This is a genomic window from Pseudomonas sp. MF6396, from assembly GCF_002018915.1.
Taxonomy (GTDB): Bacteria; Pseudomonadota; Gammaproteobacteria; order Pseudomonadales; family Pseudomonadaceae; genus Aquipseudomonas; species Aquipseudomonas palmensis.
In genome coordinates, this window is sequence record NZ_MVOK01000018.1 from 104,961 (window position 1) to 128,436 (window position 23,476).

A 23,476-nucleotide genomic window follows, 5' to 3' on the forward strand; every position below is an offset into this window, starting at 1 on the left:
GCAAGGCCGGCTCCTACGGGAGCCTGCCTTGCCGGCGAAGTGGTCACCACAGCACCTGAATCAGGCGCTCACCTCCTCCCGCGCCGCATAGCGCTGGGCCAGCACCGCACACACCATCAGCTGGATCTGGTGGAACAGCATCAGCGGCAAAATCATCGCGCCAATCGCCCCCCCGGCAAACAGCACCTGGGCCATCGGCACACCGGTGGCCATGCTCTTCTTGGAGCCGGCAAACAGGATGGTGATGCGGTCTTCCACGTTGAACCCCAGCCGCTTGCCCAGCAACTGCGTGCACCACAGCACCACCGCCAGCAACACGCAGCACACCAGCGCCAGCCCCAGCAGCCGCACCAGCGGCACCGACTGCCACAACCCGCTGATCACCGCGTCGCTGAACGCGGTGTACACCACCAGCAGGATCGAGCCCTGGTCGACGGTCTTCAGCCAGCGTGCATTGCGCGCCACCCAGGCGCCGATCCAGCGCCGCGCCAGTTGCCCGGCCACGAACGGCACCAGCAGTTGCAGCACGATCTTCAACACCGCATCGAGGTTGGACCCGGTATCGCCCTGCACGCCCATCAGCACCATCACCAGCAGCGGCGTCAGCACGATGCCCAGCAGGCTGGAGGCCGCCGCGCTGCAGATCGCCGCCGGGATGTTGCCCCGCGCCAGCGAGGTGAAGGCAATCGCCGACTGCACGGTGGCCGGCAATGCGCACAGGTACAGCACGCCCAGGTACAGCTCGTCGCCCACCAGCGGCAGGAACAGCGGCTTGAACAGCATGCCCAGCAGCGGAAACATCACGAAGGTGCAGCCAAAAACCAGCAGGTGCAGGCGCCAGTGCCCTGCCCCGGCCGCCACCGCCTCGCGCGACAGCTTGGCGCCGTGCAGAAAGAACAGCAGCCCGATGGCCAGGTTGGTCAGCCAGCCAAACACCACCGCGCCCTGGCCCTCGCAGGGCAGCAAGGTGGCCAGTGCAATCACGCCGAGCAGGGCCAGGGTGAAATTGTCGAACAGCAACCGCAGGTGTTTCATGTCACGTCCTGTCTTGTTATTGGGATGGCGCAGACGGTAAGGTTTCTTTTCTTTTCCGACTAACGACAGAACCCCAAGAGTGTCGCCCAAAGGACAACCCCACGCCCCGCGCATCCCGCCCCTGAGCGAGCTCAAGGTACTGCCGCGCCCGCTGTACGGGCAGGCGCAGTCGCTGGCCAACATCGCCCTGGGCTTTCGTCACAAGCATGCCTGGGGGCAACTGTCGTATGCGGCCCAGGGCGTGCTGCATGTGCACACCGGCGCCGGACGCTACGTGGTGCCGCCGCAGCGCGCGGTGTGGATCCCGGCGCATACCCCCCACCAGGTCAGCTGCGCCGACGACACCTGCATCCGCAGCCTGTACATCGAGCACAGCGTGTGGCCGGGCACCCAGTGCCGGGTGATCGGCGTGAATGCCTTGCTGCGCGAGCTGATCCGCACCTTCAGCGGCCTGCCGGTGGCCTACGACACCGAGGGCGCAGACGGGCGCCTGGTCGCCGTGCTGCTCGACCAGCTGGCCAGCGCCCCGCAGGAAGACCTGATTCTGCCGCTGCCCCAGGACACCCGCCTGCGTGCGCTGTGCCGGCGCCTGCAGGCACACCCCGAGGACAGCACCGGGCTGGCAGCCTGGAGCCTGAAGTACGGCGTTTCGGAAAAGACCCTGAGCCGGTTGTTTCTGCGTGACACCGGCATGACCTTTCGTACCTGGCGCCAGCGCATGCGCCTGCTCAGTGCGCTGCCAGCACTCAGCCGCGGCGAGCGCGTCACCGACGTGGCCCTGGCCTGCGGCTACGAATCGCTGTCGGCCTTTATCGCCGCCTTTGGCAAACAGTTCGGCCTGTCACCGGGCGAATTCCTCCAGACCCACCGGAAACCCATTACGTGAACCTGTTCAAACCGCATCACCTGCTGAGCGGCCTGCTGCTGGCCAGCCCTGCCGCCTGGGCCGCCACCGTGCCTGACAACCTCGACAACCTGGTAGAGGCCGCCAGCCAGGCCGTGATGCAGGAGCACGCGATACCCGGCATGGCCGTGGCCCTGACAGTCAATGGCCAGCACCACTACTACGACTTCGGTGTGGCCTCGCGCGACAGCGGCCAGGCCGTCGACCGCGACACCCTGTTCGAACTGGGCTCGATCAGCAAGACCTTCAACGTCACCCTGGCGGCCTATGCCCAGGCCACCGGCAAGCTGAAGCTGACCGACAGCCCGGCCAGCTACCTGCCCGAACTGCGCGGCCGGGCCCTGGAAAACACCAGCCTGCTGAACCTGGCGACCCACACCGCCGGCGGCTTCCCGCTGCAGTTGCCGGACAGCGTGCACGACAACGGGCAACTGATGCGCTACTTCAAGCACTGGACCCCGAGCTACCCGGCAGGCACCCGGCGTACCTATGCCAACCCGAGCATCGGCCTGCTCGGGGTGATCAGCGCCCGCCAACTGGACATGAGCTACCGGTCCGCCCTGCAGGACCTGCTGTTTCCGGCGCTGGGCCTGAACAACACCCATCTGCAGGTACCTGCCAACTGGCAGCGTATGTACGCCCAGGGCTATACCCGCGACAACGTCCCCGCCCGGCTGAGCCCTGCGGTGCTGGCCGACGAAGCCTACGGGGTGAAGTCCAGCAGTGACGACATGCTGCGCTTTGTCGAGGCGAACATGGGCCTGGAGAAACTCGATACGCCCCTCAAGCAGGCCATTGCCGCCACCCATACCGGCTATTACCAGGTGGGCCCCATGACCCAGGACCTGATCTGGGAGCAGTACCCCTACCCGGTCGCATTGCAGACCCTGCTCGACGGCAATGCCAGCCGCATGGCCCTTGAAACCCTCGACGTCACGCCGCTGCAACCCCCGCTGGCCCCGCAGCAGGCGGTGTGGATCAACAAGACCGGCTCTACCAACGGCTTTGGCAGCTACGTGGCGTTCGTGCCCTCGCAGCGGATCGGCATCGTGATCCTGGCCAACAAGAACTACCCCAACGAAGCGCGGGTGAAGCTGGCCTACCAGATCCTCGGCGCCTTGAACGAAGGTAGCCACTGACCGTGAGCAAACCGGTACGCGACACCCTCAAGCTGCTGTTGCTGCTGGCCGGGCTGTGGGGCTTCGCGCGCCTGCCGCCGAGCCTCGGAGCGAACCTGATACTGGTCGGCGGGCTGGCGGCCGGCGGCATCTATGCGCTGCTGAACCTGTCGCGCCTCTTCGCCTTTCTCAGCTACTGGCCAGGGTCGTTGCTGTACAGCGTGGTCGTGGTGTACCTGTGCAAGCTGTCTGCGCAACGGATGCTCAATGCGCGCTTTGGCATCGAGGTGGACTACCTGGACAACGCGGCGGTGGTGTATGGGGCACTCTATTCCATCCCGTTCTCGCTGATGCTGCTGGGGGTCTACCTGCTGTTGCCCCAGTGGCTGCGCAGGGCGGCTGGCAGACTACGCCCCGGCGCCGCCCCGGCCCCGGCGCAAAAAGTGCCGACGTTCGAACCCTTCTTTGCCGCGGCCCTGGTCTGTTGTGCGGGGTTCGCCCTGCAGCAGCTGGACGAGGGCCTGGAGTACGCCCTGATCGTCGATGCCATGCCCGCCTCCAACTGCGGCCCGGTCGACGCGGGCACTGCATGGCTGCGCAAGAACCACAGCCAGTGCTACAGGCTGCAGGGCAACCCGTTCACCGGCACCTTCAGCCTGCAGCAGGTCGACAGCCCGGCGCCCTGATGCTGCGTGCAGTGAACCTCTGCCGCACCCCGCCCCTCGAATGCTCAGGGGCCAGCGTTGGCCCGACCCCATGCGACGGTGCCTTCGATGAGTTTTACCCTGTGGATCGCCGTGTTCGGCGCCGTGTTGCTGATCCTGGCCCTGACCTCGTCGTACCTGCGCTGGATGCCGGTGACCACCTCGGCGGTGTGCCTGCTGCTGGGCATCGGCATCGGCCCGCTGGGGCTGGGCCTGTTGCACCTGGACCTGGACCACGCCGCCGGCTGGCTCAAGCACCTGACCGAAGTCGCGTTGCTGTTCTCGCTGTTCATCAGTGGCCTGAAGCTGCGCCTGCCGCTGCGCAGCCGTGTCTGGCGGGTGGCATTCGGCCTGGCCGGCCCGGTGATGCTGCTGAGCATCGGTGGCTTCAGCGTGGTGCTGCACTACCTGGGTGACATGGCGTGGGCGCCGGCCCTGCTGATCGGCGCCATCCTTGCGCCCACCGACCCGGTGCTGGCAGCGCTGGTGCAGGTCAACGATGCGCAGGACCACGACCCGCTGCGCTTCGGCCTGTCGGGCGAGGCCGGGCTCAACGACGGCGTGGCCTTTCCCTTCGTGCTGCTGGGCTTGCTGCTGGTGCAGGGCCAGGCCGTCGACGGCTCGGCGCTGTTCACCTGGTTGTGGCGCGACCTGCTGTGGGCGATGCCGGTGGGGTTGCTGGTGGGCTACTGGATGGGCAAGTTGCTGGGGCGCCTGACCCTGACCCTGCGCATCAGCCATGCCGACAGCACGCTCACCCCCAACGACTACCTGGCACTGGCGCTGATTGCACTGGCGTATGTGGTGGCCGACACCCTGCACGCCTATGGGTTTCTGGCGGTGTTTGCCGCCGGGCTGGGGCTGCGCCAGGCCGAGGTGAGCTTCACCGGCGGTTCGCAGACCCCGTCCGAGCACCTGGCGCAACCGGTGGCCGGGCACCTGGAAGCCGCGCCGGAGAATGCGGTGCATGGCGACCTGGACAACCTCGAAGACACCCAGGTGGCGGCCGGGGTGATGATGGGCGACATGCTTGCCTTCGGCAGCCTGGTGGAGCGGGTGATGGAAGTGTTTCTGGTGACCGTGCTCGGCGTGGCGCTGGCCAGCCACTGGGACTGGCGCGCACTGGGCTTTGGCCTGGCGTTGTTCTGCGTGGTGCGCCCGTTGAGCGTGTTGCTGATGCCTTGGGGCAGCCTGCTCGACTTGCGCCAGCGGCTGATGGTCGGCTGGTTCGGCATTCGTGGCATCGGCAGCCTGTTCTACCTGTTCTACGCCCTGAGCCACGGCCTGGGCGGCACGCTTTCGGCGCAGTGCCTGAACATCACGCTGTCGGTGGTGGCGTTGAGCATCGTGGTGCATGGCCTGAGCACGCAACCGATGCTGAACTACTACGGGCGGCGCGGCTGACCGCCCCTGCTGGCGAAATACCCTTCGCACTTGACCTGCTGCCCCCCTGAACTAGAGTCAAAGGCTGCCCATCAAGGACAGATGGCTGCAGATAGGCGACGTTATCTGCGCGTTCAAGGATGCCAACTAATGGAGTAGTGGCAATGAGCAAACCTGCATCGACCCCTTTCATCCATACCCTTATCAACGACCTCGGCGCTGCCGCGATGTTGCCCAACATCATGCTCGGCGAAGAACTGGGCCTGTACCGGGCCATGGCCGACGGCCAGCCGGTGACCGCCCAGACCCTGGCCACACGCACTGGCTGCAATGCCCGCCTACTTCGCGAATGGCTCAACGCCCATGCCGCCTCTGGCTACATGCAGCACAACGACGAACATTTCAGCCTTGACGAGCAGCAGGCCCAGGCCCTGGCCCATGAGGACTCCGCCACCTACATTGCTGGCGGCACCCAGGCCATCGCCTCGATGGTGCTCGACAAGGACAAGCTGGTGGCGGCGATGCGCGGCGACGGTGGCCTGGCATGGGGCGACCATCATGCGTGCATGTTCGGTGGCGTCGAGCGCCTGTTCCGGCCTGGCTACCGCAACCATCTGGTGGGCAGCTGGCTGCCGGCACTGGAGGGTGTGGTGGACAAGTTGCACGCCGGGGCCCTGGTGGCAGACATCGGGTGTGGTCTTGGCACCTCGACGCTGCTCATGGCCGAGGCCTTTGCGGCTTCGCATTTCGACGGCATCGACTACCACGCGCCCTCGGTGGCCACTGCCGGCCAACGGGCCAGGGACAGCGGCCTGACCGAACGGGTGCGCTTCACCCAGGCCAGCGCCAAGGACTACCCTGGCCGCGATTATGACCTGGTGTGCTTCTTCGACTGCCTGCATGACCTGGGCGACCCGGTGGGTGCGGCCAGGCATGCCTGGCAGGCACTCAAGCCGGGGGGCACGCTGTTGCTGGTGGAGCCGTTTTCGAATGATCGGCTGGACGACAACCTCAACCCGGTGGGGCGTTTGTTCTATGCGGTATCGACGTTTCTGTGCACGCCCAATTCACTGTCGCAGGAGGTGGGTTTGGGGCTTGGCGCGCAGGCGGGTGAGGCGCGCATTCGGGGTGTGCTTGAAGCGGCGGGGTTCAGCCACATGCGCCGGGCGTGCGAGACGCCGTTCAACCTGATACTGGAGGCGCGCAAGTAGAGGCGACGCGGCAATCGGGTGTCGAGCCACCAGGGCTGACAACTGCGATCCTGCAGGCCAGGGTGCGTTGCAACCAATGTGGGAGCCGGCAAGGCCGGCTCCCACATTTTTAAAACCACCCTGGGCTGCAGGATCGCCATGGCACAACCCGATGTACCCACCTGCCCCAACCTGGCCTACCCTTCACCCATGCTCATCGTCGAAAACCTGCACAAGACCTTCACCACCGCCCAAGGCACCCTGCCGGTGCTGCGCGGTGTCGATCTGCACCTGCCCGCCGCCACCAGCCTGGCGCTGATGGGCGAGTCCGGCAGCGGCAAGAGCACGCTGCTGCACCTGATAGCCGGCCTCGAACGCCCCGACAGCGGGCGCATTCTGTTCGACGGCCAACCGCTACACACCCGCACCGAAGCCGGGCTCGCCCACTGGCGCCGACAAGGCATCGGCCTGGTGTTCCAGCAATACAACCTGATCAGCAGCCTGGACGTGGCCGCCAACCTGGCCTTCCAGGCGCGCCTGGCCGGCCGTCATGACCCGGCCTGGGTCACCCACCTGGCCGAGCGCCTGGGCCTGGCGCCGCTGCTGCAACGCTACCCCGAGCAACTCTCCGGCGGGCAGCAACAACGCCTGGCAATCGGCCGCGCACTGGCCTCGCGCCCCGCGCTGGTGCTGGCCGACGAACCCACCGGCAGCCTCGACGAAGCCAGCAGCGAAAACGTGCTCGACCTGCTGCTGGAGCTGGTCGGGGCAAGCAACAGCAGCCTGTTGATGGTCACCCACAGCGCCCACCTGGCCACCCGCCTGCACCAGCGCCTGACCCTGCACCTGGGCCGGGTACGCGCATGATCGGCCTGTGCCTGCAGGCGCTGCTCAGCCACTGGCGGCGCCACCCCCTGCAATGCGCCAGCATCCTCACCGGGCTGTGGCTGGCTACCACCCTGTGGGCCGGGGTCCAGGCGCTCAACCAGCAGGCCCGCGCCGACTACGCGCGGGCCAACGCGCTGCTGACCGGCGCAGCGCAGGCGCAGGTAAGCCCACGCCACGGCGAACGCTTCGACCAGCACGCCTACATTCAACTGCGCCGGGCCGGCTGGCCGGTGTCGCCGGTGCTCGAAGGCCGCCTGCGCTTTGCCGGCGCCGAACCGGTCAGCGTGAAGCTGCTGGGCATCGAGCCGCTGAGCCTGCCACCCGGCAGCGCCATCGCCGGCCAGGCCGCCCAACGCATCGACCCCGCCGCCTTCATCGGCCCACCGGGCCAGGCATGGATCGCACCCGACACCCTGCAGCGCCTTGGCCTGGCGCCCGGTGCCGAACCGCTGAGCGGCGACGGCCAGCGTCTGCCGCCGTTGCAGGTACAGGCGCAGCTGGCCCCGGGGGTAATGGTGGTCGACATCGGCCAGGCCCAACGCCTGCTGCAGGCACCGCAACAGCTCTCGCGACTGCTGATACCCGCCGGCTACACCCCGCCCGCGCTGCCCGAGGGCCTGAACGAGCTACTGGTGGTGCAGGCCGCCAGCGACACCGACGACCTGCAACGGCTGACCGAAAGCTTCCACCTCAACCTCACTGCGCTGGGCCTGCTGGCCTTCCTGGTGGGGCTGTTCATCGTGCATGCGGCCATCGGCCTGGCCCTGGAGCAGCGCCGCAGCCTGTTGCGCACCCTGCGTGCCTGCGGCGTGAGTGTGCGTGCGCTGGTGACTGCGCTGGCCATCGAACTGGGGCTGTTCGCGCTGCTGGCCGGGCTGGCCGGGGTGGCCTGCGGTTACCTGCTGGCCAGCCTGCTGCTGGGTGACGTGGCCGCCAGCCTGCGCGGCCTGTATGGCGCCCAGGTGGCCGGGCACCTGAGCCTGCCGCTGCACTGGTGGCTGAGCGGGCTGGCCATCAGCCTGCTCGGGGCAGCACTGGCCGGTGCCGGCAGCCTGCTGCGCGCCGCGCGCCTGCCGCTGCTGGCGCTGGCACAGCCCCAGGCCTGGCGCCAGGCGCAGGTGCGCTGGCTGCGACGCCAGGCACTGCTGGCGCTACTGCTGCTGGCCGTGGCCCTGGGGTGCTGGCGCTGGGGCGCGAGCCTGCCGGCGGCCTTCACCCTGCTGGCCGCCTTGCTGCTGGGCGCCGCGCTGATGCTGCCACTGCTGCTCGATGGCGCCCTGGCGCTGTTGCAGCGGCTGTGCCACCGGCCGCTGGCGCAGTGGTTCGTGGCCGACAGCCGCCAGCAACTGCCGGCCCTGGCACTGGCGCTGATGGCGTTGCTGCTGGCGCTGGCCGCCAGCGTCGGGGTGGGCAGCATGACGTCCGGGTTCCGCCAGACCTTTCTGGGCTGGCTCGATCAACGGCTGTCGGCCGAGCTCTACGTGACCCCGCATGACACCGCCCAGGGCCTGGCCATCGCGGCCTGGCTACCCACCCAGCCAGGGGTGCGCGCCGTGCTCGCGCAGTGGCGCACCGAAGTGCGCGTAGGCGGCGCCCCGGTGCAAGTGCAGGGGGTGATCGACCACCCGGCCTACGCGCAGCACTGGCCGCTGCTCGAACAGCGCAGCGAGGCGTGGCGCCAGTTGGCCAGCGGCGCCGGGGCGATGCTCAGCGAACAATTGGCGCGGCGCCTGGCGCTGGGCCTGGGCGATCGCCTGAGCTTGCCCGGCGCTGCACCCCTTGACGTGGTGGCCGTATACGCCGACTACGGCAACCCGCGCGGGCAGGTGCTGGTGAACGCCGACTGGCTGCGGCGCACCTGGCCCGAGGCCACGCTCAACACCCTCAACCTGCGCGTGGCGGGCGAGCAGGTGGCGACGCTCAAGGCCGCGCTGCAGCAACGCTATGCGCTGGACGGCACCCGGCTGGTGGACCAGCGCACCCTCAGGCGCTGGTCGGTGGAGGTGTTCGAGCGCACCTTCGCCGCCACCGCCGCACTCAACAGCCTGACCCTGGGCGTGGCCGGCGTGGCCCTGTTGATCAGCCTTTTGACCCTGGGCCAGAGCCGGCTCGGCCAGTTGGCGCCGCTATGGGCACTGGGCGTCAGGCGCCAGCACCTGGCCTGGCTGTCGCTGGGGCAGACGCTGCTGCTGGCCAGCCTGACCGTGCTGCTGGCAATTCCCCTGGGCCTGCTGCTGGCCTGGTGCCTGGTGGCGGTGGTCAACGTGCAGGCGTTCGGCTGGCGCCTGCCGTTGCAGGTGTTCCCTGGCCAGCTGCTGCAACTGGCGCTGCTGGGCCTGTTCACCGCCCTGCTCGCCGCCGCCGGGCCCCTGTGGCAACTGGCCCGCCGCCAGCCCGCCGAACTGCTGAGGCACTATGCCGATGGAACCTAGACACTGGGGCGTCCTGCTGCTGTGCCTGCTGCTGGGCGCCTGCGACCCCTCGCCACCGCCACCCGCCGGTTTTGCCGGCCTGGGCCAGGACGCCGCAGCATTTGCCCCGGTGGTGCGCGGCCGACCGTTGCAGTTCCCGCGTGACCACGGCGCCCATGCGGGGTATCGCATCGAATGGTGGTACGTGACCGCCAACCTGCGCGATGCACAGGACCGCGACTGGGGTGCGCAATGGACGCTGTTCCGTTCGGCGCTGCGCCCCGGCGCCGAACAGCCGGGCTGGGCCAGCCCCGCCGTATGGCTGGGGCACGCGGCGTTGAGCGGGCCGTTTGGCCATCAGTTCAGTGAAACGATGGCGCGTGGCGGTGTCGGCCAGGTGGACGTACAGGCGCAACCGTTCAAGGCCTGGATCGACGACTGGTCGCTGCAGGCGGTGGGCGGCCAAGGCATCGAGCAGTTGCAGATGCGCGCAGGCGGCAAGGGCTTCAGCTACGACCTGCAACTGAGCAGCCAGCAGCCCCTGGTGCTGCAGGGCGATCAGGGCTACAGCGAGAAGTCCGGCCAGGGCCAGGCGTCGTATTACTACAGCCAGCCGTTCTATACAGTGCGCGGTGAAGTACAGCACGAGGGCCGGCGCGTCGAGGTGACCGGCAACGCCTGGCTCGACCGCGAATGGAGCAGCCAGCCGCTGGCCCCCGACCAGCATGGTTGGGACTGGTTTTCGCTGCACCTGGACAACGGCACGCGGCTGATGCTGTTCCAGGTCCGTCAGGCCGATGCACAACCGTACCGGGCAGGCACCTGGATTGCCGCCGACGGCAGCAGCACCGCGCTCAACGGTGCGCAGATCGTGCTTGAGCCGCTGGCCCGCACCCAACTGGTCGACGGCCCGCAGGTGCCCACGCGCTGGCGGGTGCAGGTGCCCGACCGGCAGCTGGACATCGAGGTCGACGCCCTGGTGCCGCAGGCCTGGATGGGCACCCGCTTTCCCTACTGGGAAGGGCCGGTGAAGGTACAGGGCAGCACGGCCGGGCGTGGCTACCTGGAAATGACCGGCTATTCGCGCTGAGCGCCACCGACGCAGCGGCTATTCTTGCCTGAACGCCCCCTTGCCTGGAGTTGCACCATGCCTGGCCTGTCTACTTCCGCCCCCCGTGGCTGGACGCAGTGGTGCAAACCGCTGGCGTTCCTGCTGGTGGCCGCCATCGGCCTGTACTACGTGAAATGGTCGCCCTACTACGCCAAGTCGTTTGTTGCCGCCGACAGCCACAGCATCGGCGCCTCGATCCTGGACGATCACCAGTACGCACCGCTGACGGCAGCGCTGGCGTATGCCCAGGTGTATTTCCTGGCCATCTGGAAGGCGGCGCTGCTGGCGGTGATCCTCGGCTCGCTGGTTCAGGTGCTGATACCGCGGGACTGGCTGCTGCGCCTGTTCGGCAAGGCCGGGCTGGGCTCGACCCTGCGTGGCGGCCTGTTCGCCCTGCCGGGCATGATGTGCAGTTGCTGCGCGGCACCGGTGGCTGCCGGGCTGCGTCGGCAGAATGTGTCGGTAGGCGCGGCGCTGGCGTTCTGGATCGCCAACCCGGTGCTCAACCCGGCCACGCTGGTGTTCATGGGCTTCGTGCTGGGCTGGGAGTTCAGTGCCCTGCGCCTGGTGGCGGGTGTGGTACTGGTGGTGGGGGTGTCGCTGTTCGCCCAGCGCATCTCGCGCCCGGACGTACTGCCCGAACCCGCGGTGGACGCGGCCAATGTGGCCAGTACCCCGGTGCCCGGCAGCCTGCTGGCACGCTGGATGAAAACCCTGTGGCAGCTGTTCTGGACCACCATCCCGATCTATGTGCTGGCCGTGCTGGTACTGGGCGCGGCGCGGGTATGGCTGTTTCCGCATGTCGAGGGCGGCATGGGTTCAGGGCTGGTGTGGCTGGTACCGCTGGCGGTGGTCGGCACGCTGTTCGTGATCCCGACGGCGGCGGAAATCCCGATCGTGCAGACGCTGATGGCCCTGGGGCTGGGCACCGCGCCGGCGGTGGCATTGCTGATGACCTTGCCCAGCGTGAGCCTGCCGTCACTGCTGATGCTGCGCACCTCCTTCGATACGCGGGTACTGGTGTGGGTTGCGCTGCTGACGATGCTGGTGGGGGTGCTCAGCGGGCTGGTTGCGCTGCTGGTGCTCTAGGGCCGGCGTGCACCGCCCCCACAGCACCGGCAAAGATGCCTACAGCCGCCTTTCGCGCAGGTAGGCCAGCACCGCGGCCCGATCGCCGGCGAACTCGATGCGCGCCGCCTTGGCATCGCGCTGGTAGGCGTACATCGGGTCGTAGTACTCGCTCAGCAGGCCCTCGATCCACGCACGGTGCAGCTCCACGGCGCCGCTCGCACGCTGCACCTGCAACGCCGCGTCCATCGCCGCCGCCAGGCGCTGGTAACGCTCGCCACCCAGGCGCCGGACAATGCCCGACAGGCTCTCGCGCAGCCGCCCGGCAAAGTGTTCGAAGCCCTGCTCCGGCCCGTGGGCCAGCACGAACTCGGCGCACAGGTCGATCACATAGTCCTGCAGGATTCGTTGCACGCGGCATTCCAGGCTGTCTTCGAGCCACACCAGCGGCGCCTGCTGCATGCGCCGGTACAGGCCCAGCGGCACCGCGCGGCTGCCGATCATGCGCCCCTCGTCCTCGAGCACGAACTGCTCGATGCCGGCGTTGCGCTTTTTCAGCAGGTCCACCGCCAGGGTGTTTTCAAAACCGATCTGCGCCGGCTGCGCAGTGGCATGCCGGCCGAAGCTGGAGCCACGGTGGTTGGCGTGCCGCTCCAGGTCCAGCGCATTGTCCAGCTGCGCCAGCGCCTCGGTCTTGCCGGTGCCGGTCATGCCGCCCAGCAGCACGAAATCGCACTGCGCCACGGCCTGGTCGCCAACCTCCAACAGAAACGTGCGCAAGGCCTTGTAGCCCCCGCCTACGCGCCGGTAGCGGATACCGGCCTCATCGCGCAGCCACTGCTGGGTGATCTGCGAACGCAGGCCACCGCGAAAGCAGTACAGCAGGCCATCGGGGTTGGCTCGGGCGAACTGCGCCCAGGCCTGGATACGGGCCTGGCGCAGCGCCCCGGACACCAGCTGGTGCCCGAGCACCATTGCCGCCTGCTGGCCATGCTGCTTGTAGCAGGTGCCCACCTGCTGGCGCTCGTCGTCGTTCATCAACGGCAGATTGCTGGCGTGGGTGAACGCGCCCTTGTCGAACTCGACCGGTGCGCGCACATCCATCAGGGGCACATCGTCGAGAAAGATCGAACGGTAGTCGGTGCAGTCGTCGTGCATCAACACACCTCGACCGCATGGGTGCCGCGCGCCACCAACGTGCCGATCGGCGTCAGCGCCAGGCCCTGTGCCTGCGTCAGCTCGATAAACGCCACCTGCCCTTCGGGCGCCACCGCCACCAGCAGCCCGCCACTGGTCTGCGGGTCGCACAACAACAGCTTGTGCGCCTCGCTCAACGGGCCGATGCGCTCGCCATAGCTGTCGAAGTTGCGCAGCGTGCCACCGGGTACGCAACCCTGCTCGATGTAGTGCTCGACACTGGCCAGGCGCGGTACCTGCGCCGCTTCCAGGCGCGCGGTCACGCCGCTGCCATCGGCCATTTCCACCAGGTGCCCGAGCAGGCCGAAGCCGGTGACGTCGGTCATGGCCTTGACCCCCTCCAGGCGCGCGATCTGGCTGCCGATACGGTTGAGGGTGCACATCTGGTCACGCGCCAGGCCCACGTCTTCGGCGCGCAGCAGGCCCTTCTTCTCCGCCGTGGTGAGCACGCCGATGCCCAGCGGCTTGGTCAGGTACAGCTGGCAGCCGACGGTGGCGGTGTCGTTGCGCTTGATGTGGCGCTTGTCGACGATGCCGGTGACCGCCAGGCCGAAGATCGGCTCGGGGGCGTCGATCGAATGCCCGCCGGCCAGGGGAATGCCGGCCGCATCGCACACCGCGCGCCCGCCGCGGATCACCTCGCGGGCGATCTCCGGGGCCAGCACGTTGACCGGCCAGCCCAGGATGGCGATGGCCATCAGCGGGTCGCCGCCCATGGCGTAGATGTCGCTGATGGCGTTGGTGGCCGCAATGCGGCCGAAATCGAAGGGGTCGTCGACGATGGGCATGAAGAAGTCGGTGGTCGAGACCACGCCGCGCTCGTCATCGATGGCATACACCGCCGCATCGTCGCGCGAGGCGTTGCCCACCCACAGGCGCGGGTCGAGGTTCTGCGCGCCGCTGCCGGCGAGGATCACCTCGAGCACCTTGGGTGAAATCTTGCAGCCACAGCCGGCGCCGTGGCTGTACTGGGTAAGGCGTACTGGTTCGTTCATCGGTTGTCCCCCGGGTTCAAGCCCCTGAGTCTAAGGCAGGGGACCCGGGGGCGCTACGTGATGGTGGCTACTGCTAGACCTTGAACTGGGTCACCAGCAGGTTGAGGTCGACCGCAAGGCCTGCCAGCGCCTGGCTGGCGGCATTGCTCTGGCGTGCACCGGCCGCGGTCTGGATCGACAGGTCACGGATGTTGACCAGGTTGCGGTCCACCTCGCGGGCCACCTGGGCCTGCTCCTCACTGGCGCTGGCGATCACCAGGTTGCGCTCGTTGATGCCGGTGATGGCCTGGGTGATCTCGTCCAGGGCGTGACCGCACAGCTGCGCCACTTCCAGGGTAGCGTGGGCGCGCTGGTTGCTGTTGCGCATTGCCGTGACCGCCGTGCCGGTGCCCTGCTCGATGGTCCCGATCATGGTCTCGATCTCCTGGGTGGACTGCTGGGTGCGGTGCGCCAGCGCCCGAACCTCGTCGGCCACCACGGCGAAGCCCCGCCCGGCATCCCCGGCCCGGGCCGCCTCGATGGCGGCGTTGAGGGCCAGCAGGTTGGTCTGTTCGGCAATCGCGCGGATCACTTCCAGCACCTGGCCGATGTTGCGTACATCGCCCGCCAGGTGCTCGACCTGCTCGCAGGTGTGGGCCACGTCGTCGGTAAGCTGGCCGATGGAGTCGACGGTGCGCTGCACCTGCTCGCGGCCGTGGTGGGCGGTCTCGTCGGTCTGGCGCGAAGCCTCGGAGGTGCTCACGGCGTTGCGGGCCACCTCCTCCACGGCCGCCGTCATCTCGTTCACCGCCGTGGCCGCCTGCTCCACTTCGTCGTTCTGCTGCTGCAGCGCGCGATTGGAGTCGTCGGTGGCAGCCTGCAGCTCTTCGGCGGCCGAGGCCAGCTGGCTGGAGGAACTGGCGATTTTCTGCAGCGTGCCGCGCAGGCTGCCCTGCATGTCGCGCAGCGCCAGCAGCAGACGCGCCGGCTCATCCTTGCCGCTGATGCTGATCTCGTCGCACAGGTCGCCACCGGCGATGGTCTGGGCAATGCCCACGGCTTCGCCCAGCGGGCGCACGATGCTGCGCGTGAGCAGCACTGCCAGCGCCACGGTCAAAGCCAGCACCACGGCCAGAATCGCCAGCACCAGGCTGATGGCGCCATGGAATACCTCGGTGCTGCGTTGGGCCGCCTGCTCCCCGCCCTTGTCGTTGAGCGCAATGATTTCGAGCAGGTCGGTGAGCATGCCGTCGGCATTGGTCAGGTACGGGCCGGCGTCCACCAGCGCGATGGCGTCGTCCTTGCGCCCCTGCTGCAGTAATTGGACGACCTTGTGCTGATCGGCAAGGTAGCGCGTCTTGGCCTGCTGGTAGCGGGCGAACGCGGCCTGTTCCTGCGCCAGGGTGATCAGCCCGGCATAGGTCGCCTCCTGGGTGTCCAACTGCGCTTCGAGCTGGTGCAGACGCGTGATCAGGTCCTGCAGGTCGTCGCCGTCGCGCAGTACCAGCAGGCGCAGGGTCAGGGTGCGGATCTGGGTGCTGGTCAGCGCTACGCCGTTGGCCGCGACAATCGAGGGCAGCCAGTTCTGGTCGACCTGGTTGGACTGTTCGTTCATTCGACGCATTTCCAGCAGCGACAGGCCGCCAAGGGCCATCGCCAGCAGGGCAATCAGCGCGAAGCTGAGGCCGGCACGCAGGGAAATGTTGAGGGAGCGCAGAAGCATGGGGTGTTCCTTGTGGCTGCAAAAGTACAACCCGCGACGGGACAGGCGGCGCGGTCAGGTTCTGCAGGCAAGGCGGTGAAGCGGGAGGGCAGTGTTCTTTATGAGTGCTTGCTCCACTGCCGGCGGGATCACTCGGCGGCAGTGAAGCCATGATATCACATTGACATTAATTGTAACGTTGTCGGTGGTCAGGACTTGAAGCGGCCCACCAGTGCGTTCAATTCGGCCGACAGCGTGGACAGTCGTCCGGAGTCCTCCTGCGCCGAGCTGGCCAGGCTTTCGACCAGGCGCGCTTCGTCGTAGATCTGCTGGATATGCCGGTTGATCTCCTCGGCCACGCTGTGCTGCTCCTCGGCGGCGGCCGAGATCTGCAGGTTCTGGTCGCGGATCTCGTTGACCGACAGCTGGATGCCCTCGAAGCTGTCGCGCGCGCTTTCGATGGAGGTGACACTGGCCCGGGACAGGTCCTGGCAGCTTTGCATCTTCTGCGATACCTCCTGGGTCTTGCTGGCGAGGGTACCGAGCAACTGGTCGATTTCGCCGGTGGAGTCGGCGGTGCGCTTGGCCAGCGCGCGCACCTCGTCCGCCACCACGGCAAAGCCGCGGCCCTGGTCGCCGGCGCGGGCGGCCTCGATGGCGGCATTGAGCGCCAGCAGGTTGGTCTGCTCGGCGATGGCGCGAATGGTGCCCAGGATCTGGTTGATGCTGCGGCTGCCCTCCTCCAGCTCGACCATGGCCTGGGACGACTCGCTCAGGCGGTTGCCCAGGCGGTTGACGTTCTCGGTGGTCAGCTCGATCTGCTGCTTGCCTTCGGCCACCCGGCGATGCCCGCTTTCGGCGGAATCGGCGGCGTTGCTGCACGAGCGGGCTACCTCGTTGGCGGTGGCGACCATTTCGTTGAATGCGGTGGAAACCAGCTCCACCGCTTCACGCTGGCGCCCGGCCGCCTGGTTCATGTTGGTGGCCACCTCGCTGTTGACCTGCGAGGCGTCGTGCAGGTTGGTGGAAGCTGCGCCGATGCGCTGGATCAACTGGCGGATGGCCGCCAGAAACCGGTTGAACCAGCCGGCCAGCTCGGCGGTTTCGTCCTTGCCCTGCACAACCAGGTCGCGGCGCAGGTCGCCCTCGCCCTCGGCGATCGACTGCAGGCCCGTGCTGACCTGGCCGATGGGCTTGACGATCACCCGGGCGAACGCGGCGCCGATCAGCGCGAAGAAGATCGCCAGCACCACCACGATGATCCCGGCCAGGTAGGTCATGCGCGTGGCGGCGCCCATCACTTCGCGCTGCTCGATCAGGCCCACGAAGCGCCAGCCCAGGCCTGGGGAGGTCCATACGTTGGCCATGTAGCGAACCCCGTCGATCTCGACGTCGGCAGCCCCCTGTTCGGTGGCCGCGAGCCTGGCGTAGGGCTCGCCCAGGTCCTTGAGCGGCTTGAAGCTGTGCCCGTCGTCGCGCGGGTCGACCAGCACCACACCGTCCTCGATCAGCATCACGTAGCCGCTTTGACCCAGCTTGATGCTCTTGACCAGTTCGGTGAGGTTCTTCAGCGAGACGCTGACCACGAACACGCCGCGGGGCTTGCCGGCGCCGTCGAGCATGGCCCGGGCGGTGCCCACCAGGGCCACGTCGTCCTTGTCGTAGTAGTAGGCCGGGGTGCGCACGGTCTTGCCGGGGCTGGCCATCGCGGCCTTGTACCAGGGGCGCTGGCGCGGGTCGTAGTTGGCCAGTTGCGGGTCATCCGGCCACTTGGCGTAGGTGCCGTCTTCCAGGCCGATGGACAGGATGGCCGCCGCCGGGTGGGTGGCGCCAAAGCGTGCAAAGGCGTCGATCACCCCCTGGGCCGGCGCTGGCAGGGGCTGGCTGGCAGCGTCGGCAGCGCGGTAGTCCTTGAGCGTCTGCACAGCGCTGTATACAGGATCGGCAGACATCTGATCGACGTTCTGCTGCATCCCGTCGAAGAACTGGCGCATGTTGCCGTCGATCTGGCGTATTTCCCGGGTGCTGCCATCGATGAACTGTTCAACCGCCTGGGTGCGGATATTCATCACGCTGACCACCGCGACCACCGTCACCGGGATGAAAGCCACCAGTACAAACGCAAGGACCAGCTTGTTTTTTATATTCATCGCGCGCTTCACCCTCCCCGGGCATGAGGCGCCAGTCACCCGTGCAGCGTGAGTTCTGGCAATTTGCTATCACCGCTGTTTCGGCTGGGGGGGTAAAAATCTTTAATACAGTTTCGTGTACAAAAAAATGCAGGATTGTTTCTAGTTGGTCGGCCGCATGGGGCGCGGCGCCGGCATGCCAGGCGTGGCGCCCTGCAGCACCAGGCGGGTGATGGTGGCGGCCGCCAGCGCGTAGTCGTCGCCCTGGGGCGCATGCACGCCCGTGAGCTGGGCCATGCGCCAGCCGAAATTGGTGTAGGTGCGGGTGGCCGACCAGATGAACAGCATCAGGTGTTGCGGGTCGACCGGGGCGATCAGGCCGCGTTTGATCCAGCTGTTCAGGCAGTGCACGTTGAGCTGCGCCTCGGCGCGCAGCAGGTCGCGGCACACCCCGGGCAGTTGCTTGGCCCCGTGCAGCAGCTCGCTGCTGAACACGTTGGAGGTGTACGGGTGGTCACGCACGATGCGGATGCGCGCCTGGATGTAGGCCGGCAGCGCCACCTGCGGGTCATCGCTGGCGCGCAACACGGCGGAGGCCGCGAGCAAGGGTTCCAGAAAGGCCATCAGCACCCGGGTGTAGAGGTTTTCCTTGGTCTGGAAGTAGTAGTACAGGTTGGCCTTGGGCACGCCGGCGCGGGCCGCAATGTCGCGGGTCTGGGCGGCGTTGTAGCCCTTGCTGGCGAATTCCTCGCTGGCGGCCTCGAGAATCAGCTGCTGGTTGCGTTGACGAATGCTGGACATGGCGATGGCACTTCGGGGAAGACCTTCGCAATATACAAAAATACATAGCGATGAGGCTATGCATGCCAGGTTGCGGGCGCGCCTTCGCCGGCAAGGCCGGCGGCTGGAGTGGGTGGGGCGCCTCAGGCCTCGGCCAGCAGGTAGGTGCGCAGGTCCCTGGAGACCTCTTCGGCCAGCAGCCCGACGATCACCTCGACACCGGCCTGGCGCAACAGGCGAACCCCGGCCCCGGCATTGCGCGGGTCCGGGTCGAGCATGCCGACGAACACCCGCTCCACCCCCTTGTCGATCAACGCCAGGGCACACGACGGGGTGCGCCCCTGGAACGAACAGGGCTCCAGGGTCACATACGCTGTCACACCCCGGCCCCCTTCCGGCAATTTCGCCAACGCCATCGCCTCGGCATGGGGCTGCCCCGGCGGCTGGGTGTGGCCCTGGCTGATCACCTGGTGATCGCGGACCATCACGCAGCCCACCGGCGGGTTGGGCCGGCACGCCGGCAAGGCACGGCGCCCCTCGATCAGGGCCAGTTGCATGAAATCGCTGTTGGAAGGGAGTATCGGCATAAGGTCCTTGCCCAGTGGGTTCCAGAATGAGCGAAGGCGACAGGGTACTCCTGCTGCACGGCGAGGGCACGATTTCTCCCGCATCGTGCGCTCACGCCGGTTGCCCGTTGTCGCTGCCGGCGGGCTTCGCTATAGTCACGCCCTGGCGTTCTCCGCGCCTGCCGTCCGCGCAAAGGGCCACGCCCCGGTACAGAACAGCCTCATTCGTCGATACGACTCCCGGCCTGCAAGCGGACAAGGCCCGACCCAGGAGATCGTATGCTCGCCGCCCTGCCCCCGCACATCTGCCATGACGGCAGAATCAACCTCGAACACCAGCGCAAACGCGCCAAGACCCTGCTCAGGCACCTGCTGGCCGGCACTGCGCCGGCGCACTTCAAGCCCCTGCCCCACAGCCGCGCCCCACGCCTGGCCGATGCGCAGTGGCTGATCGCGCAGGAGCTGGGCTTTGCCAGCTGGCCAAGGCTCAAGGCGCATGTCGACGCCATCGACTTTGCCGCACGCAACCCCGGCTTCGAAGCCGACGACGAAGCCCGCAGCGTGCATTGGCGGTGTGGCAACGACATCGCCCATACCCTGCGCCTGGCCGGTTTCAAGGGAGCCTTCCATACCTTCATCGACCCGCTGTGCATGGGCCCGGTACCGGCACTGCCGGCGCAACCGTTGCTCGCCCTGCGCAACGACTACATCAGCCGCGTGTTCGGCATGCCAGAAGCCGACGTGGCGCGGCGCAGTGCCGAGGAGTACGCCGCCCTGGCGCAGCTCGACGGGTGCCCGCATGCCGTGCTGTGGTGCGAGGCGGATGCCTATGACCAGTTGTTCCTGATCCGAGTGCTGGCGGGCATCGAGCAGTTGCCCGAGTGCCTGGAACTGATCGAGATCAGCCAGGTGCCGGGTGTGCAGCGTTTCATCGGCATCGGCCAGCTCGCGCCGGACCTGCTGGCCTGGCTGTGGCCCCAGCGTCGGCGCCTGGACGAGGCAGCGCTGGCGCTGGCCCGGCGTGCCTGGGCGGCGTACTGCGCGCCCTCGCCACTGGCCTGGGCGCAGCTGGCCCATGCGCCAAGCCCGGCACTGCCCTTGCTGGCGCCGGCATTGCTGCGCCAGTTGCAGGAACTGCCGGGGCTGGCCGACGGCCTGTCGCTGACCGAGCGCCTGGCCCTGGGCATCGTCGCCGAAGCCGGCAGCCTGGCGTTCGGCCGGGTGTTCGCAGAGCTCATGGGCAGGCGCGAGCCACTGCCGTACCTGGGCGACCAGATGTTCCATGCGCTGATGCGCCCGCTGATCGATGCGCCCACGCCGTTGCTGTTCGAAGCGGACGTTCACCTGCCCTGGCCGCAACGCAGCCGGACCCTCACGGCCCTGGGCCAGCGGGTACTGGCAGGTGACGCCTACTGGCTGGACCAGGCGGCCCCCGAACGCTGGGTAGGCGGTGTACGCCTGCAGGCCGGGCTGGCGCACTGGGCACTGGATGCCCATGGCCAGCCGGTGTGGCGCCATCAACCGTCCTGATGCCTGCCGAACGACCGCCGACCTAGCCAAAGGTCGGCACCCCAAAACGTAACAATATGTACAAAGCACGCGGTTGATTGTTTATGCTGGCCTGCTCATGCCATGGCGCATAGCCACATCGACCTGTTAATCGACCATGAAAATCTTTCTCGTTCTACTGTTTGTCTTCTCCATCGCCTACGTGCACCTGCGCGGGCGCGTGCGGCACAAGCTCACCCGCCAGCTGGGCGATCACTCCAGCTTCCTGGCCCCGATCAACGTGTTCCTCTACCTGTTCTCCCGGCTGCCGGCCAAGCCTTACCTGCCGGTGGAGGCCTTCCCCGAGCTCAAGCCGCTGCAGGACAACTGGCAGGAAATTCGTGCCGAAGCCCAGCAACTGCTGCACGTGGGCGAAATCAAGAGTTCGCAGAGCCATGACGACGTCGGCTTCAACTCGTTCTTCAAGAGCGGCTGGAAGCGCTTCTACCTGAAGTGGTACGGCGAAAGCCACCCGTCGGCCATGAAGCTGTGCCCACGCACCACCGAACTGCTGCAGGGCATCGGCACGGTCAAGGCGGCGATGTTCGCCACCCTGCCGCCGGGCTCCAAACTTGTGCGCCATCGTGACCCGTATGCCGGCTCCTACCGCTACCACCTGGGGCTGGACACGCCCAACGACGAGGCCTGCTATATCTGCGTCGACGGCGAGAACTACCACTGGCGCGACGGCGAGGCGGTGATGTTCGACGAAACCTACATCCACTACGCGGCCAACCACACCGAGCACAATCGCATCATCCTGTTCTGTGATGTGGAGCGACCGCTGAAGTACCGCTGGGCGACGGCGTTCAACCGCTGGTTCAGCCGCAAGGTGATGGCCGCCGCTGCGGCGCCGAACGATGCGGGCGACAAGACCGGCGGGATCAACCGGCTGTTCACGCGCATCTACAAGATCCGCGAGCGCGGCAAGGCGCTGAAGAAGCGCAACCGGCTGCGCTACTACCTGGAGAAGTGGGCAGTGGTGGCGCTGTTGCTGCTGGTGTTCATCTATATCTGAGGTGGCCCTTTCGCCGGCAAGGCCGGCTCCTGCCGGCGGCGCGTGAGCCTGTGGGGGCCGGCCTTGCGGCAAAACGGCCCCTACCAAAGTACGCCCCCACCCCGACCATCGACCAACGGCGCCCCAGTGCCGAAAAAACTAGCTTCACTGTTCATTTTGTCGCAACACAAAAAGGTGAAGACGATGAGCATGATGGACTGGGATGGCTACCGCAAACAGCTGATGGCCGGTATCGGCGACCTCAAGCAACTCTCGCCCGGCACGGTCGACGGCTACATGACCGCCAGCGGCGCCGGGGCCAAGACCAACCACCTGGACGCAAAGACCCGCGAGCTGATCTCCCTGGCCGTGGCGGTGACCACCCGCTGCGACGGCTGCATTGCGGTGCACTCGGCGCAGGCGGTCAAGCAAGGCGCCACCCGTGAGGAAATCGCCGAGGCCCTGGGCGTGGCCGTGGCGATGAACGCCGGCGCCGCCCTGGTGTACTCGGCGCGCGCACTGGATGCGGTGGGCAAGGCCGGGGAGTAACCCGGCCCGGGGCCTGCGCTCAGGGCTGCGCAGGCCGCTCCATCAGCACCACCTCGATCGGGTCGCCGCCCACCCCGTGGGAGAAGAAGTCGCGCCCCTTGGCGACAAACCCGTGACGCTGATAGAAGCCCTCGGCATTGAGCGTGGACTCGACCTTGATCACCTCCACGCCCGGCGCCCGGGCCTTGGCCAGGCCCGCCTCCAGCAGGCGGCTGCCCAGTTGCTGGCCGGCCGCCTGCTGCAGCACGAACAGACGCGTGACTTCGCCAGGTTCAGCGTCGACAAAACCGACCACCGTCTCACCCTGACATGCCACCACCATCGAGCCCTTGGCAATGGAACGCTCGTAATCCTCATGGGTTCGCTGGCCCATCCAGCCGCGCAGCTGCTCATCCGAATAGCGCCCACCCGCCAATTGCGTGATCGACTGGTGCGTCACCGCAAATACCGCTGCCCCATCGCCGGCCCGGGCCGCGCGCAAGGTGATCGACTCCATGGGTTCCCTTCCCCTGTGAATGCATGAGCCGCCACTCTAGCCGGCCTGTACGGTGGCCTCAACCACCCGGGTTGGTGAACTGGATGTACAGGCAGAAGCTGCCCAGCAGCAGCCAGAAGCCGATGAACAGCCAGGGCGTGCGCATGGAGAACAGCAGCGACTTGCAAAAGCCCTTGTGGCTCGATTCCAGCTCGTTGAACAGCGGCGATTCGTCGTAGGCCAGGCCCATGGCCGGCTTGCTGTGCAGCAGGTTGCTCTGCTTGAAGTGCCAGTGATCGATGATCAGGTAGGCCGCGCGTATGCCCGGCCAGGCGTTGAGCGAGCTGACGATGCCAAGCAGCGCCATCAGGCACGGCACCACCAGGGTGAACAGCTTGCCCCATTCGGGGTTGAGGTTGGCCATCGACGAGGCAAAGGCGATCACCAGGAACGACTGCGCCGTGAGGTAGGCGTTGGTCCGGTTGGACAGCAGGCTGGTTTCGTACTGGATCTCGCGCCGGTAGAAGTCCAGGCGCTCCTTGGGCGAGCCGAACAGCAACGGGTCGTCTTCGTCGCTCGATTGCACGGGCAAGGGCTGGGTGATGATTTTCGACATGTCTGGGTATCCGCAACCAGTGGTCGAATTTGGAGCCCACCCCGGCGCCAGCGTTCAGTTGATTGCGCCGGTCGGGGCGCAATCCTCAAAAACGCACCCCCCCCGTCCCCCCTCCCCCGCCAGGCAGACCC

At 67.3% G+C, this 23,476-nt stretch carries 21 protein-coding genes and 2 pseudogenes; 12 read left to right on the forward strand and 11 right to left on the reverse strand.

All coding sequences use genetic code 11. The features are described from left to right. Positions 1 to 60 precede the first annotated feature (60 nt). Entirely contained in the window at positions 61 to 1,035 is a 975-nt protein-coding gene (locus MF6396_RS18575) for a bile acid:sodium symporter family protein (RefSeq protein WP_043860233.1), read from the reverse strand. A gap of 79 nt (positions 1,036 to 1,114) precedes the next feature. On the opposite strand from MF6396_RS18575, the gene MF6396_RS18580 reads away from it, so the two are divergent. The 9 genes from MF6396_RS18580 (at position 1,115) to MF6396_RS18620 (ending at position 11,833) form a co-directional block, all read left to right on the forward strand. After that, entirely contained in the window at positions 1,115 to 1,921 is an 807-nt protein-coding gene (locus tag MF6396_RS18580) for an AraC family transcriptional regulator (protein WP_054914413.1), read from the forward strand. Beyond that, a complete protein-coding gene (gene ampC, locus MF6396_RS18585) occupies positions 1,918 to 3,078 on the forward strand; it encodes a class C beta-lactamase (RefSeq protein ID WP_078481254.1) in 1,161 nt (386 codons plus the stop codon). The genes MF6396_RS18580 and ampC overlap by 4 nt, the downstream gene beginning before the upstream one ends. A 2-nt stretch (positions 3,079 to 3,080) precedes the next feature. Continuing rightward, positions 3,081 to 3,743, forward strand: a complete 663-nt coding sequence (locus MF6396_RS18590) for a hypothetical protein (protein ID WP_043860235.1) — start codon at positions 3,081 to 3,083, stop codon at positions 3,741 to 3,743. A gap of 87 nt (positions 3,744 to 3,830) precedes the next feature. After that, on the forward strand, positions 3,831 to 5,165 hold the full coding sequence (locus MF6396_RS18595) for a cation:proton antiporter (RefSeq protein ID WP_043860236.1): 1,335 nt from the start codon (positions 3,831 to 3,833) through the stop codon (positions 5,163 to 5,165). 143 nt (positions 5,166 to 5,308) lie between these two features. Then, the gene (locus MF6396_RS18600) at positions 5,309 to 6,355 is read left to right on the forward strand and encodes a class I SAM-dependent methyltransferase (protein ID WP_078481255.1); all 1,047 of its coding nucleotides are present in this window, start codon (positions 5,309 to 5,311) and stop codon (positions 6,353 to 6,355) included. Between the two features lie 189 nt (positions 6,356 to 6,544). Continuing rightward, on the forward strand, positions 6,545 to 7,201 hold the full coding sequence (locus tag MF6396_RS18605) for an ABC transporter ATP-binding protein (RefSeq protein WP_043860253.1): 657 nt from the start codon (positions 6,545 to 6,547) through the stop codon (positions 7,199 to 7,201). Continuing rightward, entirely contained in the window at positions 7,198 to 9,654 is a 2,457-nt protein-coding gene (locus MF6396_RS18610) for an FtsX-like permease family protein (RefSeq protein WP_078481257.1), read from the forward strand. Before MF6396_RS18605 ends, MF6396_RS18610 begins: the two co-directional genes overlap by 4 nt. After that, positions 9,644 to 10,723 carry a lipocalin-like domain-containing protein gene (locus tag MF6396_RS18615; protein ID WP_078481259.1) on the forward strand — a complete coding sequence of 360 codons (1,080 nt, stop codon included), beginning with the start codon at positions 9,644 to 9,646 and terminating at the stop codon, positions 10,721 to 10,723. Before MF6396_RS18610 ends, MF6396_RS18615 begins: the two co-directional genes overlap by 11 nt. A gap of 57 nt (positions 10,724 to 10,780) precedes the next feature. After that, entirely contained in the window at positions 10,781 to 11,833 is a 1,053-nt protein-coding gene (locus tag MF6396_RS18620) for a permease (protein ID WP_054914409.1), read from the forward strand. A gap of 39 nt (positions 11,834 to 11,872) precedes the next feature. Here the strand turns inward: MF6396_RS18620 and mnmH are convergent, their stop codons facing one another. The 8 genes and pseudogenes from mnmH to MF6396_RS18650 form a co-directional block, all read right to left on the reverse strand. Further along, positions 11,873 to 12,970: a tRNA 2-selenouridine(34) synthase MnmH gene (gene mnmH / locus MF6396_RS18625; protein WP_054914408.1), complete on the reverse strand. Its 1,098-nt coding sequence runs from the start codon at positions 12,968 to 12,970 to the stop codon at positions 11,873 to 11,875. Further along, complete coding sequence (selD, locus tag MF6396_RS18630; RefSeq protein ID WP_078481260.1) at positions 12,970 to 14,004, reverse strand: selenide, water dikinase SelD; 1,035 nt, start codon at positions 14,002 to 14,004, stop codon at positions 12,970 to 12,972. The genes mnmH and selD overlap by 1 nt, the downstream gene beginning before the upstream one ends. A 73-nt stretch (positions 14,005 to 14,077) precedes the next feature. Beyond that, positions 14,078 to 14,941 carry a methyl-accepting chemotaxis protein gene (locus MF6396_RS29540; protein ID WP_443217213.1) on the reverse strand — a complete coding sequence of 288 codons (864 nt, stop codon included), beginning with the start codon at positions 14,939 to 14,941 and terminating at the stop codon, positions 14,078 to 14,080. Further along, positions 14,936 to 15,706, reverse strand: a pseudogene (locus MF6396_RS29545) (MCP four helix bundle domain-containing protein); the annotation flags it as partial. The gene MF6396_RS29540 and the pseudogene MF6396_RS29545, both read right to left, overlap by 6 nt. 188 nt (positions 15,707 to 15,894) lie before the next feature. Next, positions 15,895 to 16,662 carry a methyl-accepting chemotaxis protein gene (locus MF6396_RS29550; RefSeq protein WP_370409269.1) on the reverse strand — a complete coding sequence of 256 codons (768 nt, stop codon included), beginning with the start codon at positions 16,660 to 16,662 and terminating at the stop codon, positions 15,895 to 15,897. Between the two features lie 87 nt (positions 16,663 to 16,749). Then, positions 16,750 to 17,835, reverse strand: a pseudogene (locus tag MF6396_RS29555) (cache domain-containing protein); the annotation flags it as partial. Positions 17,836 to 17,976: 141 nt separating this feature from the next. Next, positions 17,977 to 18,615 (reverse strand): TetR/AcrR family transcriptional regulator, encoded by a 639-nt coding sequence (locus MF6396_RS18645; protein ID WP_043860245.1) that lies wholly within the window; start codon positions 18,613 to 18,615, stop codon positions 17,977 to 17,979. 122 nt (positions 18,616 to 18,737) lie between these two features. Further along, positions 18,738 to 19,181, reverse strand: coding sequence for a bifunctional diaminohydroxyphosphoribosylaminopyrimidine deaminase/5-amino-6-(5-phosphoribosylamino)uracil reductase RibD (locus MF6396_RS18650; RefSeq protein ID WP_043860246.1), 444 nt, complete (start codon positions 19,179 to 19,181; stop codon positions 18,738 to 18,740). A gap of 258 nt (positions 19,182 to 19,439) precedes the next feature. On the opposite strand from MF6396_RS18650, the gene MF6396_RS18655 reads away from it, so the two are divergent. The 3 genes from MF6396_RS18655 to MF6396_RS18665 all read left to right on the forward strand — a co-directional run bounded on the left by MF6396_RS18655 (position 19,440) and on the right by MF6396_RS18665 (position 22,254). After that, positions 19,440 to 20,690: a DUF1835 domain-containing protein gene (locus MF6396_RS18655; RefSeq protein WP_078481263.1), complete on the forward strand. Its 1,251-nt coding sequence runs from the start codon at positions 19,440 to 19,442 to the stop codon at positions 20,688 to 20,690. A gap of 136 nt (positions 20,691 to 20,826) precedes the next feature. Next, positions 20,827 to 21,726: a lipid A hydroxylase LpxO gene (lpxO, locus tag MF6396_RS18660; RefSeq protein WP_043860248.1), complete on the forward strand. Its 900-nt coding sequence runs from the start codon at positions 20,827 to 20,829 to the stop codon at positions 21,724 to 21,726. A gap of 183 nt (positions 21,727 to 21,909) precedes the next feature. Continuing rightward, positions 21,910 to 22,254, forward strand: coding sequence for a carboxymuconolactone decarboxylase family protein (locus tag MF6396_RS18665; RefSeq protein WP_078481264.1), 345 nt, complete (start codon positions 21,910 to 21,912; stop codon positions 22,252 to 22,254). Positions 22,255 to 22,273: 19 nt separating this feature from the next. Here the strand turns inward: MF6396_RS18665 and MF6396_RS18670 are convergent, their stop codons facing one another. Both MF6396_RS18670 and MF6396_RS18675 read right to left on the reverse strand, forming a co-directional pair. Next, complete coding sequence (locus MF6396_RS18670) at positions 22,274 to 22,750, reverse strand: GNAT family N-acetyltransferase (RefSeq protein WP_043860250.1); 477 nt, start codon at positions 22,748 to 22,750, stop codon at positions 22,274 to 22,276. 58 nt (positions 22,751 to 22,808) lie between these two features. Beyond that, on the reverse strand, positions 22,809 to 23,345 hold the full coding sequence (locus tag MF6396_RS18675) for a hypothetical protein (RefSeq protein WP_043860251.1): 537 nt from the start codon (positions 23,343 to 23,345) through the stop codon (positions 22,809 to 22,811). Positions 23,346 to 23,476: the final 131 nt, after the last annotated feature.